General features: G+C 40.3%; 15 protein-coding genes. 5 read left to right on the forward strand and 10 right to left on the reverse strand.

From position 1 onward, the window contains the following. The first annotated feature begins 92 nt into the window (after window positions 1–92). A complete protein-coding gene (locus BMW86_RS19060) occupies window positions 93–3,308 on the forward strand; it encodes an AsmA family protein (RefSeq protein ID WP_089783299.1) in 3,216 nt (1,071 codons plus the stop codon). A 10-nt stretch (window positions 3,309–3,318) separates the two neighbouring features. On the opposite strand, the gene BMW86_RS19065 is transcribed toward BMW86_RS19060, so the two are convergent. The 7 genes from BMW86_RS19065 to BMW86_RS19095 all read right to left on the reverse strand — a co-directional run bounded on the left by BMW86_RS19065 (window position 3,319) and on the right by BMW86_RS19095 (window position 8,324). Beyond that, entirely contained in the window at window positions 3,319–3,864 is a 546-nt protein-coding gene (locus BMW86_RS19065) for a DUF1569 domain-containing protein (protein WP_089783300.1), read from the reverse strand. 38 nt (window positions 3,865–3,902) lie between these two features. Beyond that, window positions 3,903–4,769, reverse strand: a complete 867-nt coding sequence (locus BMW86_RS19070) for an NmrA family NAD(P)-binding protein (RefSeq protein ID WP_089783301.1) — start codon at window positions 4,767–4,769, stop codon at window positions 3,903–3,905. A 21-nt stretch (window positions 4,770–4,790) separates the two neighbouring features. Continuing rightward, on the reverse strand, window positions 4,791–5,627 hold the full coding sequence (locus tag BMW86_RS19075; RefSeq protein WP_089783302.1) for an oxidoreductase: 837 nt from the start codon (window positions 5,625–5,627) through the stop codon (window positions 4,791–4,793). An 83-nt stretch (window positions 5,628–5,710) separates the two neighbouring features. Then, complete coding sequence (locus BMW86_RS19080) at window positions 5,711–6,610, reverse strand: AraC family transcriptional regulator (RefSeq protein WP_089783303.1); 900 nt, start codon at window positions 6,608–6,610, stop codon at window positions 5,711–5,713. A gap of 34 nt (window positions 6,611–6,644) precedes the next feature. Continuing rightward, window positions 6,645–7,166 (reverse strand): DUF420 domain-containing protein, encoded by a 522-nt coding sequence (locus BMW86_RS19085; RefSeq protein ID WP_089783304.1) that lies wholly within the window; start codon window positions 7,164–7,166, stop codon window positions 6,645–6,647. A gap of 26 nt (window positions 7,167–7,192) precedes the next feature. Further along, the gene (locus tag BMW86_RS19090) at window positions 7,193–7,657 is read right to left on the reverse strand and encodes a hypothetical protein (RefSeq protein WP_089783305.1); all 465 of its coding nucleotides are present in this window, start codon (window positions 7,655–7,657) and stop codon (window positions 7,193–7,195) included. 76 nt (window positions 7,658–7,733) lie between these two features. After that, window positions 7,734–8,324, reverse strand: a complete 591-nt coding sequence (locus BMW86_RS19095; protein ID WP_089783306.1) for a TetR/AcrR family transcriptional regulator — start codon at window positions 8,322–8,324, stop codon at window positions 7,734–7,736. A gap of 159 nt (window positions 8,325–8,483) precedes the next feature. Between BMW86_RS19095 and BMW86_RS19100 the strand changes: the two genes are divergently transcribed. Then, complete coding sequence (locus tag BMW86_RS19100; RefSeq protein ID WP_089783307.1) at window positions 8,484–9,008, forward strand: GNAT family N-acetyltransferase; 525 nt, start codon at window positions 8,484–8,486, stop codon at window positions 9,006–9,008. Window positions 9,009–9,058: 50 nt separating this feature from the next. Here BMW86_RS19100 and BMW86_RS19105 read toward each other — a convergent pair whose 3' ends face one another. Genes BMW86_RS19105 through BMW86_RS19115 form a run of 3 tightly spaced genes read right to left on the reverse strand, consistent with a single transcriptional unit; the run spans window position 9,059 to window position 11,650 of the window. After that, on the reverse strand, window positions 9,059–9,973 hold the full coding sequence (locus BMW86_RS19105) for a helix-turn-helix domain-containing protein (protein ID WP_089783308.1): 915 nt from the start codon (window positions 9,971–9,973) through the stop codon (window positions 9,059–9,061). A gap of 24 nt (window positions 9,974–9,997) precedes the next feature. After that, window positions 9,998–10,735: an SDR family oxidoreductase gene (locus BMW86_RS19110; protein WP_089783309.1), complete on the reverse strand. Its 738-nt coding sequence runs from the start codon at window positions 10,733–10,735 to the stop codon at window positions 9,998–10,000. A gap of 6 nt (window positions 10,736–10,741) precedes the next feature. Beyond that, window positions 10,742–11,650 (reverse strand): SDR family oxidoreductase, encoded by a 909-nt coding sequence (locus BMW86_RS19115; RefSeq protein ID WP_089783310.1) that lies wholly within the window; start codon window positions 11,648–11,650, stop codon window positions 10,742–10,744. A 293-nt stretch (window positions 11,651–11,943) separates the two neighbouring features. Here BMW86_RS19115 and BMW86_RS19120 point away from each other — a divergent pair, with 293 nt between their 5' ends. The 3 genes from BMW86_RS19120 (at window position 11,944) to BMW86_RS19130 (ending at window position 17,486) form a co-directional block, all read left to right on the forward strand. Then, window positions 11,944–12,519 (forward strand): RNA polymerase sigma-70 factor, encoded by a 576-nt coding sequence (locus tag BMW86_RS19120; RefSeq protein ID WP_089783311.1) that lies wholly within the window; start codon window positions 11,944–11,946, stop codon window positions 12,517–12,519. Between the two features lie 83 nt (window positions 12,520–12,602). Next, complete coding sequence (locus BMW86_RS19125; protein WP_177189308.1) at window positions 12,603–13,730, forward strand: FecR family protein; 1,128 nt, start codon at window positions 12,603–12,605, stop codon at window positions 13,728–13,730. A gap of 261 nt (window positions 13,731–13,991) precedes the next feature. Beyond that, window positions 13,992–17,486, forward strand: coding sequence for a TonB-dependent receptor (locus BMW86_RS19130; RefSeq protein WP_089783734.1), 3,495 nt, complete (start codon window positions 13,992–13,994; stop codon window positions 17,484–17,486). The last annotated feature ends 11 nt before the right edge of the window (window positions 17,487–17,497 follow it).

Below are 17,497 nucleotides of genomic sequence, written 5' to 3' on the forward strand. Positions count from 1 at the left end.
GCAGGGTATGGGTATGGTGGTAATCGTAGTTATTATGGTGTTTTTTACTGATTATAACATATAGAAGATAATTTCTATTTTTGTAGATATCTATGAAGAAGACAAGAAAAAGGATATTCCGGATATTGTTGATACTGGGATTGGTGGTTTTATTAGTGGCAGCTGGTGCCATAGGGGTATTATACACGCAGCAGGCACGACTTACTGCTATTGCTGTGAGGGAATTAAACAAACAGTTACCGGGAGAACTGGTGGTGGCGGACAGTGAGATCTCTCTTTTTCAGAATTTCCCCTATATCTCCATAGGGTTACGCAATGTGCGTTTTTATGCCAATAAACAGCAAAAAGGAAAGCCTTTATATCAACTGGAACGCCTGTATGCAGGTTTCAGTTTGCCGGATATTCTGCGGGAGAAGTATAATGTAAAGGTGCTTTTCTTAAAGAATGGTCACCTGGATATGGTTAGAGAGCCGGATGGCAAGTTAAACCTGGTGGAGGCCAACAGACTTCAACAGGATACGATTACTACTACAGAAACTTCTTCCGGTAGCCTCGATCTGGACATTAAGAAGATCGTATTAAAGAATATAGATGTTTCTTATTATGATCAGACTAACGGGCAACGACTGTCTACGCATATAGATAAAATCAAAACAGCTTTCAGTGCCAATGATACCCTTATAAACGGCTCTCTTGAGGGTGGGTTTGAAGTGGATGTGACCAGTCCGGGGGATACCGTGTTATTCCGTCACAAGTGCATGGAAGCAAATATTAAAGTCGCTTACAATAGTAAAGAACAGTTTCTGAACATTTCATCCAGTGAAGTAAAGCTGGAAGCTGCTACATTGAAAGTACAGGGTACCGTCGATTTGCAGCATGGTAAGATGGTGAATATAAAAGTAACAGGAGACAGACCGGATCTGAACCTGCTGTTTGCTTTTGCGCCTAAAAATGTAGCAGATGAATTAAAGCATTTCAGTTATGATGGACGGATCTATTTTAATGGGACTATCATAGGGAAACTGGCAGATGGGCAACAACCCAAAATCGATGTTTCTTTTGGTTGTGAAGATGCCTGGTTTTTAAATAAAGCTGCTGATAAAAAACTGGATCAGTTAGGATTTAAAGGATATTATACCAATGGTACTGAACATTCCCTGAAAACATCCGAACTGCATTTACTGAATATGACCGCACGTCCTGATAAGGGTATCTTCAAAGGCAACTTTGTCATGCGTGATTTTACAGATCCCAAGATCATCATGCAGATAGATTCCGAACTGGAACTGGAATTTATAGGCGCTTTCCTGGGCATTAAAGACCTGGAACGTATAACAGGACATATCATTCTGAAAATGGATTTTAAGGAGATGGTGGATCTGAGCCTGCCGGAAGCATCCATGTCCAAACTGAAAGATGGTGTGCAGAGTGAGCTGACAGTACAGAACCTTACTTTTAAAATACCTGGTTATCCGCATATAGTACGTAATCTTGATTTACACGCCAATATGAAAAACGGGAGTGTGAAATTAGATTCACTGGCCTGCCGTTTTGGTAACTCCGACTTCTACATGAATGGTTCCCTGAGTGATTTACCCGCTCTTTTCCATCAGAAAAAAAAGCCTGTACTGATCACACTGAATGCACATAGTCGAAGGATGGTTTTAAAGGAATTGCTGGCATTTGATAGTGCTATGTCGAAGAAGGTAAAAGAAGAGATCAACGGGTTTAATATAGGGTTATCGCTGGAAACATCTGTACAACAGTTAACACATCCTTCCCCCTTACCGAAAGGTAAATTCCATATGGAAAAGCTGTATGCCGGATTTAAGAATTATCCGCATGCAGTCCATGATTTCGGCGCAGATCTGACTATTAACGATACTGCTTTATTACTGAAGAATTTTGGTGGAAAGATAGATAGCAGTGACCTTCGTTTCAGTGGTCGTGTGATTAATTACAAGGTATGGTTTGATAAGGTGATGAGAGGGAAAACGCAGGTAGCATTTGATCTGAAATCAGATCATCTTGCCATGAATGATTTGTTAGGTCCGGGATCAGGAAAATATGTACCGGCAGATTATCAGCATGAAGTGGGCAGTGGTTTATGGTTACGTGCGAAGGCTGATATGAAGTACGACTCTATATTCAAATTTGCCAAACTGCATATTGCGAATGTTTCGGGTCAGCTGAAAGTACATCCTTTTAAAGTAGACAGTGTTAAGGGGACGATAAAATATGGTGCTAACAAGTTTATTGCGATAGATACGCTGACGGGTAAAATAGGACGTAGTGATTTTGATCTGAGTATGCGCTGGTTTACAGGCAAGGATACTACCTTAAGGAAGAAAGCGAATTTCCTGCAGTTTACTTCGAAATTCCTGGATGTAGATGAAATGACGAATTATAAGTTCACGAATACGCCTGATGCACCGGTTACGCCGGTAGCTACCAGGACTGTTACCGTGAATGCTGCTCATGCCAGTGCTTTTAATGTGTTCTCTATTCCTTTTGCTACTTTCACGGGTTCTGTGAATATCGGTAAGGTAAAGTATCATCGTCTATGGCTGAAGAACATCATTACAAATGTGCGTATGCTACCCGGTCAGCATTTTTATATAGATACGCTGGGTATGAATGTAGCGGGAGGATGGGTAGGTATGAGAGGTCATTTCAATGGCAGTGATCCCAAGAAGATTTATTTCAGAAGCCGTATCCGTTTTGTTGATGTGGATATAGAGAAGATGATGATCAAGCTGGATAATTTCGGGCAGGACTATACGATTAACAAAAACATAAAGGGGCGATTGAACGGAGAGATTAAGAGTCGTTTGCTGGTACATCCGGACCTTACACCTATCATCAATGATTCACAGGCACAACTGGATGTGCAGATTTATAATGGCAGCCTGATAGACTTCGGTCCTATGCAGGCAATGGCAGGTTATTTCAAAGACAAGAACCTGCGTAATGTACGCTTTGATACCCTGCGGAATAAACTGACCTTTAAAAACGGTGTGCTGGAAATCCCCTCTATGAATATCAACTCTTCTCTTGGATTCATGGAAGTTTCCGGGAAGCAGTACATGGATATGAAGATGGAATATTACCTGCGTATCCCACTTAAGATGGTCACGCAGGTAGGATTTAAATCTCTCTTTGGCCGGAAGCAGGAAGAGATAGATCCTGATCAGGTAGATGCGATTGAATACAGGGATAAGGATAAGAAGATACGCTTCATGAATATTAAAGTATCCGGTACACCGGATAAGTTTAAAGTGGGACTGGGAAAGGCGAAGAAAGCGTAGTGTCGGTTAATTACGCATTGAATTGTTTTAAATGGTAATCCAGATGTATCTGAGCCAACTTACCCCATTGTTTGCGGGTGAGCTTTCCAAACATGGGATGTAGTCCCCAGTCTTCATCGTTTTTCGTTTGCCACGCTTTTTCCAGTATTCCAAAGAGCAAGGATTTCTCTGTCTCAAAATCGAACATCTGGTTATGAGGAATAACAAAATCCAATGGCAGGCGAAGTCCTTTGGGTTGGGCATTAAAAAAGTCTACAAGGATCCACTTAAACAGGGTTCTGCTTAACCAGTAACTTTCATCAGGCAATGTAAAGAAGCCTAATACCCCGCCCAGGGATAAAGCCAGATGATGGAGCATTTGGGCCACATTCATTGTCCCCCATGCCCTTATCGAATCCGGCTTTATACTTTGTATTCTTTTTTTGAATTCCTGCTGCTTTTCTGGTGTGTAGAAATCCATCCCGTTTACCTTCGGAGCAAAAAAAGCCTGGGGCACATATTTTGCGATTGCTATAAAGGAAAACCATAGTTCTTTATTCAGAATGCCACGCTTCATGTTTAATCTTGATTTCGATTGTGATCAGGGACTTTTTGTTATTGGAACAACGCTTTATTTTTGGCAAAAAACTCAGCAAGCGTAGTAGGTTTTCTACCGGTAATCGTCTCTACTGAATCGTTAGTTCCAGCGAATAAACCATCGATGCAGTCTTGTGCAACGTGGGTAACATGCTGGATAAAATGCGAATGGGCTCCTTTTTCTGCATCTGATTCAGTGAAGTGCTCAATACTAACTGGGTCATACTTGATTTTTCTGCTCAATACTTCTGAAAGGATCTCACTCATCTCAGGCACGTTATATTCCTCAGGGCCATAAAGTTTGAACGTTTTGCCTTCATATTCTTTGGGATTAGTAAGTATTCTTGCAACGACACGGCCAAGATCGGCTGAATCTATTGGTGCCCAGCGTCCATTGCCGAAAGGCAGCACAATGGTATCTTTTTTCTGAACGTCCTCCCGGATGTACAGGAACCATTCATCAAAAAAGGTGGGTCTCAAATGTGTAGTCGGGATTCCTGTCATATCCAATATACGTTCCCCCACCCAGTGGTCCTGGGCTGCATTACTTTTAGCATCCCGCCGGGCTGATACCTGCGACATATTGACAATAGCTTTCACACCTGCATCCTTTGCTGCCTGAGCAAAATAAGCAGTGGCCTGCAAAACACCTGGCGTTAATATCGGAAAACAAAAATAAGCGCTGTGAATGTCTTTCATTGCTGCAGAGATGTCATCAAAATTGAGCAGGTCTCCGACCATTACCTCGATACCCTGGGCTGCGAGCTTATCTGAACGTTCGTCCGCACTATGTACAAGTGCTCTGATTGAAACTCCCATTTTTATCATTTCATTGATGGCAACGCTGCCACTTTTGCCGGTTGCACCGGTAACTAAAACTTTCATATTTAAAATATTTTCTCTTATCTATAATTCATAATCTGTGCTGGTGATCACACCATGCCATTCCTGCATCTCTTTATTCAACATATCCATCTTCTGATTGAAGTAAAGAAGGGTATCATTGCCAAGTGGCAGGTGGACCGGTGGATTGGATGATGCAGCTAATTTCATGATTGCTGCAGCTAACTTAACCGGATCACCAGGTTGTTTATAATTGATCTGTGAAGCGAATGCGCGCATTTGTCCGGAGGTTCCGGAATAATCTTCAATAACCGTTTTAGCGGCAGTTAATGAGGAACCATCCAGGAAATTAGTTCGGAAGAACCCAGGCTCAACGGCTGTGACATGAATACCGAGAGGTTTTAACTCAGCAGCAAGCGCCTCGTTAATGCCTTCAACAGCAAATTTGGTTGACGCATAAAGCCCCCAACCGGCAGTAGAGGTTAGTCCAACAACCGAGGATAGATTGATCAAATGACCAGAACGTTGTGAGCGGAAATAGGGGAGGACTGCGCGGGTAACATTCAGCAAACCGAATACATTGGTATCAAACGAATGCCTTACTTCGCTATCGCTGGCTTCTTCCACGGCGCCTAAAAGGCCAAAGCCGGCATTGTTGACTAATACATCTATGCGGCCAAAATGGTCTATAGCTTGTTTTACAGCATGTTTAGCTTCCTCTTCGTTAGTTACATCCAGGGTAACAACGTGAAGATTATCATTGCTTATTTCGCCTGATAGTTTTTCAGGCTGGCTGCGTACTGTGGCAACCACTTTATCGCCATTAGCCAGAGCGGCTTTAGCGATTTCCAATCCGAAGCCTCTTGAAGCTCCGGTTATGAACCATACTTTAGTTTTCATAATCCTTTGAATTTGATATCAAAGGTCATTCAATACGCAGAATCCCACCTTAGCGTAATCAAAGCTGTTTTTATGAATTTCAACTATATTGATTTTTTCCTGAATTCACTTGGTGTAATACCAAGATTCTTCTTGAAGAATTGTGTAAAGTTCGGTTGCTCTGCAAATCCGATGGAAGTTCCTATCTCATTTAAAGTCCAGTCTGTTTGCAACAGCAGAGCTTTGCTTTCTTCAAGCAAACGGTTCTTGATATGTGTGCTTATATTCTGACCAGTATGCTTCTTCAACAAGGCATTTAAGTAGTTTGGGTGCAGATAGAGATGATCAGCAAATTCTTTTGCTGTCTTGATACGTATTGGGCTTTCCTGATTGATGTGGGAGGCTTCGGCTTCCAGCAACTGAAAGAAATGATGAATATGCCGGTATTCATCAGACACACTATTGGGCTTTGGGAAGTCTGCGGATTTAACACTTTCAACAATAATCAATTGCAGATAGGCCTGCAATGCTTCCTCAGCCAGCTCTCCTCCTAAAGTGTGCTGCTTATGCATTTGTTCAAACAGGTTATCAATAATGGCAACCGTAGACAGTTTCAGACGGATAACACTTCTGGTTGTGTCTGAAAACAGCTGATGTTTATCCATCGCAAATTTCAGCGAAGGATATGCCTCAACATATCTTTTCTTAAACAGACAATAATGTCCTACCAGGCTGGGGGACAGGCTACGCCATGAAATAATCTCATTTGGATGCAGAAAAAGAATAGTTGAATTCTCAATATTATAGTTTTTTACACCCAATGAGAATAGCCCCCTCCCTTCTTTAATAAATAAGATTTTATAAAAGTCTCTTCTATTGGGAGATATGTAATTTTCACAAGCAAGCTCTTTATTGTCAACTACACGTATGTTCCAGTTTTGGAAATAGTCCCTCGTAACCGGGGTGCGGAAGGGGAAGTCCTGAAGTTGAGAAATGTTTGCCATTACGTTCAGTGTATTTAATAATGTACCAAATTCACTATTTATAGTAGGGCGATATTAATAGATAAACAATTACGCCTGTTATACTTACATACAACCAGATAGGCATGGCCCATCGTGTGATTTTTTTATGTAAAGCGACCTCCATATTTAAACCTCGTCCAATCGATATCAACGCCAAAGGAACTGTAATTATAGCAAGTATAATATGCGTAATCAATATAAAGTAATAAATGTATTTTAAAATCCCATCTCCCCCATATTTTGTTGATGGAGTTGTAAAATGATAAAGCAAATATGACAATAAAAACATGGAAGTGCATAAAAAGGCCGAGAAAATGAAATTGCGATGCCTTTTTATGTTTTTTTGCTTAATGGCATAAAGTGCTAATAAAAGAAAAATGAACGTAGCCCCGTTAAATATCGCGTTCAATAATGTCAGAAATGAAAAGTCGTATCCCTTAAAATTCTCCTTATTTGGAAGGAAAAAAGCGAATATAATAAGTCCGTTTATACCTAAAGTTAAAGTCCATACTAATGGTTTATAATTCCTGCCCATTGTTGTTTTTATTTTAAAATGTGTTTCTAAAACGGTCTGAAATAAGGTCGGCTCACCAATGACCAAAATGCCCAGGGGACAGATGTCAGTATAATTAAAAGCCCAATGGTGAACCAGATAGCCATTGTCTTAAATTTTTCATTGTCTGTTTGCCTGCGTTTTGTTTTTGCCGAACCGATTGTGATAATAATAATTGCTGTTATCATCATCAGACTGTGTTCCATCCCGAAAAAACGGATTTCTCTTTGATGAACCGCCTCTTTGTAGTTATGCAGGAAATAGTCAATAACAGGGCTGATAAAATAAAGGAAAAGTCCGAAAACGAGCTGAATATGTGCAATAGTGGCTGTCCAATGTCTTACAGAATTATCAAAGCTGGAAAAACTCTTTTTTGAAAACCAACCGTTGTAAGCACGGAAAAGAGCAAAAAGCAAACTTATCAATACAAACCAGCGAACTAAAGAATGTAGTGCTAATATTGTTGAATACATTTATATTATGATTATTTGTCTCTATGACAAAGATAAAATAAAAACATACTAATTAGTATGTTTTTTAATAAAAAAATTATTTCAGTGTATTCAGATAGCTTTTTAGTTCCTTTAAATAAGATAGATAAATCGTTTTGCTGTTTTCAATTTTCCCCAAATTCCGTATACCCCAATAGCCTGAAATTACAAATAGTGTTACTTGTTTTGCGTTCACGTCTTTACGGACAAATCCGCCTTCTTTTCCTTTTTCAATAGTAGTAGTCATTATTTTCTTCCATTGTTTAGTGAGCTCATCCAATGCTTCGCTAAAATCAGCATTCCATGGGGCCATTTCTTGTGTAAAATTGGCAACTGGGCAACCATATTCTACTTTTAAAACCTTATTCTTCATCAGAAGATTGTCTATCAGGTTGTAAATAGCTTCTAATGGATTTTGTTCTTTTTGTAATGGTTCGAGTAAACTGTTTAATAGCGTCGGTTTCAGCACTTCGTTGATAATGGCAAGCCCCATTTCGTCTTTCGTCTTGAAATGGTAATAGAATGCACCTTTTGTTACTTGTGTCGTGGCGATAATGTGATCAATACTTGTAGTTTTATAACCACTGCCGTAAATCAGTTCAAATGCTTTTTGTAGAATGTTCAACCGTGTCGCCTCTGCCTTTTTCATAAAAAGATACTGTTTAGTATTTTTGCAAAGGAAGTAAAAATTAATGAATGTACCCCAGGGAGTAAAGATAAAAATACTAATCAGTATGTTTTTTTTAACTTTACTGAAGAATAGTCAAAAAAAAGGGGATTTAAGAACAAATTCAAATTATATAGAAATATGATAAACGATGAATACAAAATCAGGAATGCGCATCCAACTGAGTTTAAAGAAATTGGAAAATTAATGGTGCAGGTTTATTCGCAGCTTGAAGGATTTCCCAAAGAAGACGAGCAACCAAATTATTATAAAATGCTTGTTAATATTGGAGACCTCACAAATAATCCCGACACTGAATTATTAGTAGCAGTTTCATCCGATAACAAAATAGCAGGGGGTGTTGTTTATTTTGGCGATATGCAATATTATGGTTCCGGGGGAACGGCAACAAAAGAATTAAATGCTTCGGGATTTAGATTGTTGGCTGTTGATACTTCAATTAGAGGAAAAGGAATTGGCAAACGTTTGACAGCAGAATGCATTCAAAAAGCCCAAAACAAAAAGTCAAGTCAAGTGATCATTCATACGACAATGGCTATGAAAACAGCCTGGAAGATGTATGAGAATTTTGGATTTAAAAGGTCTGAAGATTTGGATTTTATGCAAGGAGACCTTCTTGTCTATGGGTTTAGATTGAAACTTTGACAGCCTCGCTAAAACGGTTTTTACGCAAGTGTATTATTCTCCGTGGTTGACTATTTAAAAGATTGTCTGAATTCTAATGGAGAAAGGTTCGTCTTTGTTTTAAACAAACGACTAAAAGACTGTGGATACTCAAAACCTAATTGATATGCGATTTCGGAAACTGATAAATCAGATATAGATAATTTTTCTTTCGCTTTTTCTACGAGTTTATTATGTATATGTTGCTGTGCGTTTTGTCCTGTGAAGGAACGCAACATATCACTTAAATAACTTGCTGATATATTTAAGTGTTCCGAAAGATATTGAACAGTCGGAATCCCTTGCCTTAATGACTTTTCGTTATTGAAATAATCATCCAGGATTTCTTCCAGCTTTTGTAGCAAGTCGCTATTGGCTGCTTTTCGTGTAATGAACTGACGTTTGTAAAAACGATTGCTATAATTCAATAATAATTCAACCTGCGAAATAATTACATCCTGACTAAAATCATCTATTCTACTATTTAATTCATCATCAATTATTCCAAAAATGGACATAATGGTCGTCCTTTCCTTATCTGATAAATGCAATGCTTCATTGGCCGCATAAGAAAAGAAACCATATTGCCTGATTTTCTTCGCTAAAGAGTAAGACAGGAAGAAATCGGGATGGATGAGCAATAAATAGCCTGAATTGGCATTGCCATCGGGCGTTTCAAACATTTGATTAGGTGATGTAAATACTAAGCCGCCTTCACCAAAGTCATAATAATTTTGTCCATATTTTGCTTTGCCACAAAGATTTGTCTTATACGCGATTTTATAAAAATCCAGAACCATTGAACCGGGGAATTCTTTCGGCGGGATTTTCATGTTTTTAATATCTATAAAACTTATCAACGGGTGCAAGGGCTTTGGCAGCTCGAACACCCGGTGAAAGTCTGATAAAAATTCAAACTTATACAGTATATTTTCCTCTTTTTTCATGTATGCTAATATACAAAATATTTATTACCAGGGGGTTTCTCCAGTTTCCGGATTATGTTCCTCACTGATAAATTTTCCTGTGGGACCATCATCACCAATCATTGCATATTTAGCAATACGGGCACCACCTTCCTGAACAGTGCCGGTTCCGCGGTGATTGTTAAAATCGGTTGCGACAAAGCCAGGGCAAACGGCATTAACTTTAAATGCTGTGTCTCTCAATTCATAAGCCAAATCTATAGTATACATATTAAGCGCCGCTTTTGATGCCGGATAAACAGCTGCTTTATGCGTATAATATTTCCATGTGGGATCACTGTGTAGGGTAAGCGAACATCCGCTGGAAGACACATTTACTATACGTGGTTGTGAAGATTTTTGTAACAAATCAATAAATGCCTGCGTAACTCTTACCACACCATACAAATTGGTGTCGAACACCTTTTGAAATTGATCGATACTTGCATCAAATGCTCCTTGCGGCCAACCTCCATTGATGCCGGCGTTATTGATCAGCACATCCAGTACTTCGGTTTTTCTGCCTATTTCGGCACGAGCCGCTTTCACTGATTCGGAATCGGTAACATCTAATTGTACAGCTTCGACATTATTTAATCCTTCGGCTTTAAGTCTTTCCACAGCAGCCAAACCATTTTCTATATTACGGCTGCCAAGATAAACGTAGTACCCGTTTAGCAGCAGTTGGCGGGCTGTTTCCAAACCAACACTTTTATTGGCTCCTGTAATTAATACTTTTTTCATGGATGGTTAATTTGATTTATTATAAACCAGCGCAAATTCTTTGGCAAAATCTACCATTTTCACTTTGCCCAGGGTTGGCTTGTTGCGGTAATAATCTTCGTATAAACTACCACTCCCTTGTGAGGCTTGCATTTCAACAAAACCATTTGCAATCCACTCGTTCACTCCGGCTGTTAACATGCCTTTCAGAATTTGTTCTCCAGGAATTACCAGCCATTTCAAATCCGGTTTTCCGATTGCTTCGCCTATGATTTTTGCCACTTCATTTGGTGAAACCTCATCGCTTGCTATGTAGTGTACTGCTCTGCCATCAAAAGGTTTTTCCATTTCTTCAGCTATGGTAGCTGCAATATCCAGCGGTGAAACCCAGGGTTCTTTTTGATCACCCCCATAATTCTGGATGATAGCTCCTTCCGTTTTTATGGTTTGCATATATCTGAAAATATTGGTGTAAAAACCAACTGGTCTCATGAATTTTATGGAAACATCATTGGGTAGTTGTTTCAGGATATTCTCTACGGCATTATGAAGAAAGAGACTGCCATTTCCTATGTTTGTATGGGCACCTATACTGCTTAAATGCACGATGCGTTTGACCCCGGATTGCTCCACCGCTTTTTTGTAATTGTTGCCGATCCTGTTAAAGCCTGCAACAAAATCCACATCTTTATCAAAGATGCTACCAATACCTTCCCAGGCCTCCATCAGGTAAACAATATCGGCCCCTTTGAATGTTTCCGATAAAAAATCAGTGTCCTGCATGGTGCCAATTGCTGCTTTTGCACCTAGTGCTTCAATGGCTGTTTGTCTTTCAGCTTTGCTACTGATGACGGTTACTGAATGTCCTTTTTGAACCAGCTCTTGTGTTAATGGTTTTCCTATGTTTCCTATAGAGCCTGTAATTATGATGTTCATATTTCTGCTTTTGTTGTAGCAAAGGTGGGCTATTGTCAAAAAGCAGATCTAACCTAATTGAGGAATTTCGTAACCTAAATGAGAATATTAGTTCTCTGATTTAGCTTTGGAATATGGGTTGAGGATTTGTATTTCAATTTAACTTCACCTAATATTCACGTCAGATAAGGTGTATTTATGATCAATAACATCTTACACGAAGATTATGCAATCAAACTGAGGCACTACCTGTATCTCATTTTACATGAAACATTTTGTTATTTTTTGTAAATTTGCGGGGTAGGGACATTACTATGGCGCAATACGGTAATTATACTGATTCAGAGCTGGCCAACTTGCTAAAGGCTGGTGACAGAGATGCATTTACCGAAATTTATGCTCGTTTTTCAAATGTATTGTATGTTCACGCTTTTATTAGATTGAAATCTAATGCGGAATCAATGGATATCGTGCAGGATTTATTCGTTAACCTTTGGAACAGGCGGGAATCAACAAATTTTACTAATCTTTCTAATTATTTATATACATCGGTGAGAAATGGGGTGCTCAATATTATTGCCCACAAAGCCGTTGAATCCAGATACCTTTCCACACTGCCACAGTCTGTAGTGATGACAGATTGCCTCACTGACCACCGACTCAGAGAACGTCAGCTGGCAGATATCATTGCGAAAGAAATTGAATTACTCCCTCCAAGAATGCGACAGGTATTCCAACTAAGCAGACTTCACAACCTCAGTCACAAGGAAATTGCCGACCAACTGGGTATATCAGAACAAGCGGTTAGGAGTCATGTAAAAAACGCGCTTAAAATACTCAGAGTGCGGTTAGGATTAGTAACCTTCCTGATTTTCTTACTAACACGCTAAAATATTTTTATTTATTTACCCCCCAGGCATAAGGTGGGCTGTCTATATCATTGTTGGGGCCAATATGCTCCATACTAATGATAATGGAAAATATAGATCTGCAGGATTTACTGAATAAATACAAAACCGGCTCTTGCACTCCTGAAGAGCTCACGTTGCTGGAAAACTGGTATTTACAATGGAAAGTTGAAGATCACCGGTTTACAGAAGACGGTCTCGCAGATGTCAATCAAAAAATGTGGATGGCCGTGACTGAACAAACAGCAGGCCATAAGCTGATTAAACTTCCGCTATGGAAACGTATCAGCGTTGCAGCTGCTGTAGCTGCCATTATTATACTCTCTGTTGGCATCTGGTTCTTTTATAGTGATCGAAATGCACAGCCATATCTGCTCTCCGATAATAGTCCTGTTGTCCCAGGCAGGTCCGGAGCTACCCTCACTTTGGCAAATGGTAAAAAGATTATACTAACAGATACCGTAAATGGTAAGCTGGCTGAAGAGGCTGGAGTGGTAATCTCCAAATCTGCAGGTGGCCTGTTGGTGTACGAGTTCAGGGAAAATAGAGGTATCTCAGGCCAGATAAATACGTTGTCAACCAACAATGGGGAAAGCTACCAGGTACGTTTGCCAGATGGTTCGAAAGTATGGCTGAACGCTGCATCCAGCATAACATATGCTGCAAATCTTTATGAGGATGGTAAGCGCAGCGTTAAACTCGAAGGGGAAGGTTACTTCGAAGTAGCAAAAGATCAGGCCCATCCCTTTATCATTGAAAGTTCTGATCAGCAGGTTGAAGTAATGGGAACCCATTTTAACATTAGGGCCTATAAAGATGAAGATGTTGTGAAAACCACTTTAGTAGAAGGGAGTGTAAAGGTTTCAGTTCACGAATTGCAAAAGATGCTTTCGCCTGGCTTTGAAGCTGTGAAATCAGGGAATAACATTCAGGTACACAGTGTTGATGCTGAACTGGCGGTAGCCTGGAAAGATGGAAAGTTTGTTTTTGAGAATGAGAAAATTGAAGCGATAATGAAAATGGTTGAACGCTGGTACAATGTACAGGTAGTTTACCGGGGAGAAATGCCGGAAGACGTGTTTCATGGCTCAGTATCAAGATTTGAGAATGTTTCTCAGGTGCTGGATATCCTGGAATCAACCGGCCGGATTCATTTTAAGATGGATGGCAGAAAAATTTATGTCTCGCAATAATGAACAGATCAATCAACCAAATGTATGTAACATGAAATAGCGTAAACACAACCAAAATCAACCGGGAATCACAAAAAAGAACCCGAAAGTGCAACAACACTTCCGGGACTGTGATTGGCCCGAGAGTTAAATCAACGTAAATCTCAATTGCCGACAGTTTCGAAGCAAAGGCAACTGACAAACCAATCAAAACGAATGTACAAAAATTACACTGGTGAACAAGGTGTACCGGATAGGGTATGCCATAAAATCTTGCTGATTATGCGATTAAGCACAGTCCTGTTACTGGCGGCTCTGATGCAGGTAAGCGCTGCCGGCTTCGCGCAAAAAATCACCTTATCCAGGTCAAATGCCAGTCTGGAGACAGTGCTGAAAGAATTACGTATTCAAAGCGGATTTGATTTTGTATACACAGATGTGCTTGTGAAAAAGTCAAAGCCTGTAAACATCAATGTAAAACAGGTACAACTGGAGGATGCGCTGGATGCTATTTTTAAAGACCAGCCATTGGTGTATTCGATTAACGGTAAAACAGTAATCATTAAAGCAAAAGCTTCCTCAATTCCTGACAACATTCAATTTCCGGCAAATGATATCGGAGGGCGTGTGGTCAATGAAACGGGCAGTCCAATGCCGGGAGTAACCATCAGGCTGAAAAGTACAGATAGAGGAACAATAACCGACAAGAATGGAAGATTTTCGTTGTCTAACGTGGCAGAGGATGATATCATACTCTTTGCATTTGTAGGCTATGATCTTCAACAGTTAAAAGCATCTGAGGCAAAAGGGAATGATCTTGTGGTGACGTTAAAACCCGCAGTAAGTAGCCTGAGTGAGGTTGTTGCAGTTGGATATGGCTATACAAAAAGAAAGGATCTTACCGGTTCTGTTGCTTCCGTAAACGTAAATGAAGTAAGAAATACTCCATTTGTCAGTATCGATCAGGCGCTGTCGGGAAAGGCTGCAGGTGTTCAGGTGATACAGGCAGATGGCTCTCCCGGTGGGATGGCCAAAATCCGTATTCGCGGAGGTAGCTCGCTGATTGGAGGGAATGATCCACTTTACATTATAGATGGTGTTCAGGTAACTATCCAGAATAAATATGTTCAGAGCAGTGCAGATGTGCGTAATCCAGTTGAGGGGCTGGGAAATGATAGAAACTATGCCAGCAGTGCAGTAGGTTCCTCTTACTCACGTGGACTAAACACCTTAGCTGGTTTAAACATCAATGATATTGAGAGCATTGATATATTGAAAGATGCTTCGGCAACAGCAATATACGGATCCAGAGCGGCCAATGGAGTCGTAATTATTACGACCCGAAAGGGGAAACTCAATCAGAAACCTGTACTGGAAGCTAATTATTATACCGGATTTAGTTCGGCAATTACAGAAAAGCTACTGAATGCAGATCAGTATAAAGGTGTAATGCTGGAAGGGGCTAAAAACCTTAATGCACTTAGAGCTTCCCAGGGCCGACCGGCTGATGGAGTTGCCACCTCCATCATTAATGATCCCAATTTCCTGGGAACAGCGAATACGAATTGGCTGAATGAGGTAACACGCACAGGGATCACCCAAAATGCTGACATTAGTGTGCGTGGTGGTGGAACCGGTTCACGATATTATACTTCCATTGCCTATAATAGCCAAAAGGGCACACTGCTTGGTACTGATTTTAAGAGGATCTCGGGAAAGATTAATCTGGATAATGAAATTACGTCCAGACTACGTTTGATCACGAACATGGATTACTCTTTTACAAGAAATAACCTGACCAACGGAATTTATGGCTCTGCCCTTTATGCCCCACCAACTTTAAACCCATACAATTTGGATGGAACACCTGCAACTTTTGATGCTGCAACTTTTGACATTGGAATAAATTCAGGTATACAAAATCCTCTGGCACTTTTACAGGGGAAGAACGGCTCAAGGAATGCCCTTGTATTAGGCTCACTTTCTCTGGAATATGATATCTTCAAATCTCTTAAATTCAGAAGTACTGCCTCGGTAAATTATTCAACTTACCATCAGTTGAATTATGTTCCCTCTACAGTCGCCGTTACAGACGCTTCAGGACTCGGAGCAGAAAGTTCCAACGGCGGTATAGGTAGTGAAGCACAGACCCAACAGACAGATGTCTTTTACGAAAATACACTCACCTGGGACAAGCAGTTTAATGACCAGAACCGCTTGAATTTATTGGCAGGAACGTCGTGGCAGAAAACGAAATCGGAAACCTTTTCTGCTTCAGGACAGGGATTCCCGGACGATAAATTTCTGAATGGATTGTCTTCTGCAGCGCTGGCTCTTCCTCCGCAATCCAGTGAAACACAAAGTGCATTACTCAGTTTTTACCTGCGGGCAAACTACGCATTGAAAGAAAGATACCTTTTTACCCTTACCGCCAGATCAGATGAATCTTCAAAATTCCCTAAAAGCAACCGTAAAAGTTATTTCCCTTCTGCGGGATTGGCCTGGAGAGCGAGCGAGGAATCATTCCTTAAACCGGTAAAATGGCTCAATGAACTAAAGTTTCGTGCCAGTGCGGGTTACACAGGTACGCAGAACCTGGGTAACAACCTGTTTTACACGCTTTTTACTCCGGCGGCATATGCATCAACGAATGCTCTTATTCCTACTCAGTTGGGAAATGATAAGATCAAATGGGAAACAACTTTGCAAAAAGATGCAGGCATTGACTTTGCTCTTTTTAAATCCAGATTTAAAGGATCGGTTGGTTACTATAATAAAAATACTTCCGATCTGCTGATGGCTTATACTGTTGCTACCAGTTCGGGTTTCACTTCTGCATTGGTTAATGTTGCAGACATTAGAAACCAGGGGTGGGAGATTGATCTGAGAGCAGATATATTCCGTAAAAAAGATTTTGACTGGAACTTAGCTCTTAACGTTTCCCGCAACAGATCCAGGGTTACCAAAATAAACAAGGATCTGCAGAATCCGAATAGTATTGGACAAGGGGCTGATGATCCCTATATCAACTCCCAGCTGAATATCGGAAATACGGTTCTACGTGAGGGCAGTCCGGTTGGATTGATTTACGGTTTCCAATATGATGGAGTAATAAAGAATAAACAAGAGCTGGATGCATACAGGCAAGCGAGTTTATATGCACAGTATGGTATTTTGCAAAACCTCGCTGTCGGTTATCCAAGATATAAACTAATTGAAAGCGGCATTTACAAAGGAGCCTTTAAACGGGACGTAATTGGCAATGCAGAACCTAAATTTTATGGTGGTATCACCAATAACTTCAGATATAAACAATTTAGTTTGATTACGCTGTTTAGCTATTCGGTTGGTGGAGATCTCCTGTATTTACCTGATGTAAGCTCACTCGGCCTTAGTGACAGAGGTAACCGCAATACCCGGATACTGCAGCCACATTATACTGAGCAAACTCCGGATGCAGACAGGCCCAGCCTGGTGCTATCGGAGAGCAATACATATGGAACCGGAAGTTCTGATCTTGCAGTGCATGATGCCTCCTATATCAAACTAAAATCAATTAGTCTTACTTATCAGCTTTCTGAAAAATTAATGAAGCGACTTGCGCTGGGTTCCGCAATGGTGTATGTTTCGGGTACCAATATTTTCACGATCACAGGTTATCCCGGTCCGGATCCGGAGGTCAGTAATGATCCTTATAGTTTAATAAGTGGATATACAGATGCTGCTAATTACCCTTCAATGCGTCAGTTCATCTGCGGTGTCAGAATTGGATTTTAGCGTTCACTGTA

Origin of the sequence: Chitinophaga sp. YR573, from assembly GCF_900110995.1 — a bacterium.
GTDB lineage: Bacteria > Bacteroidota > Bacteroidia > Chitinophagales > Chitinophagaceae > Chitinophaga.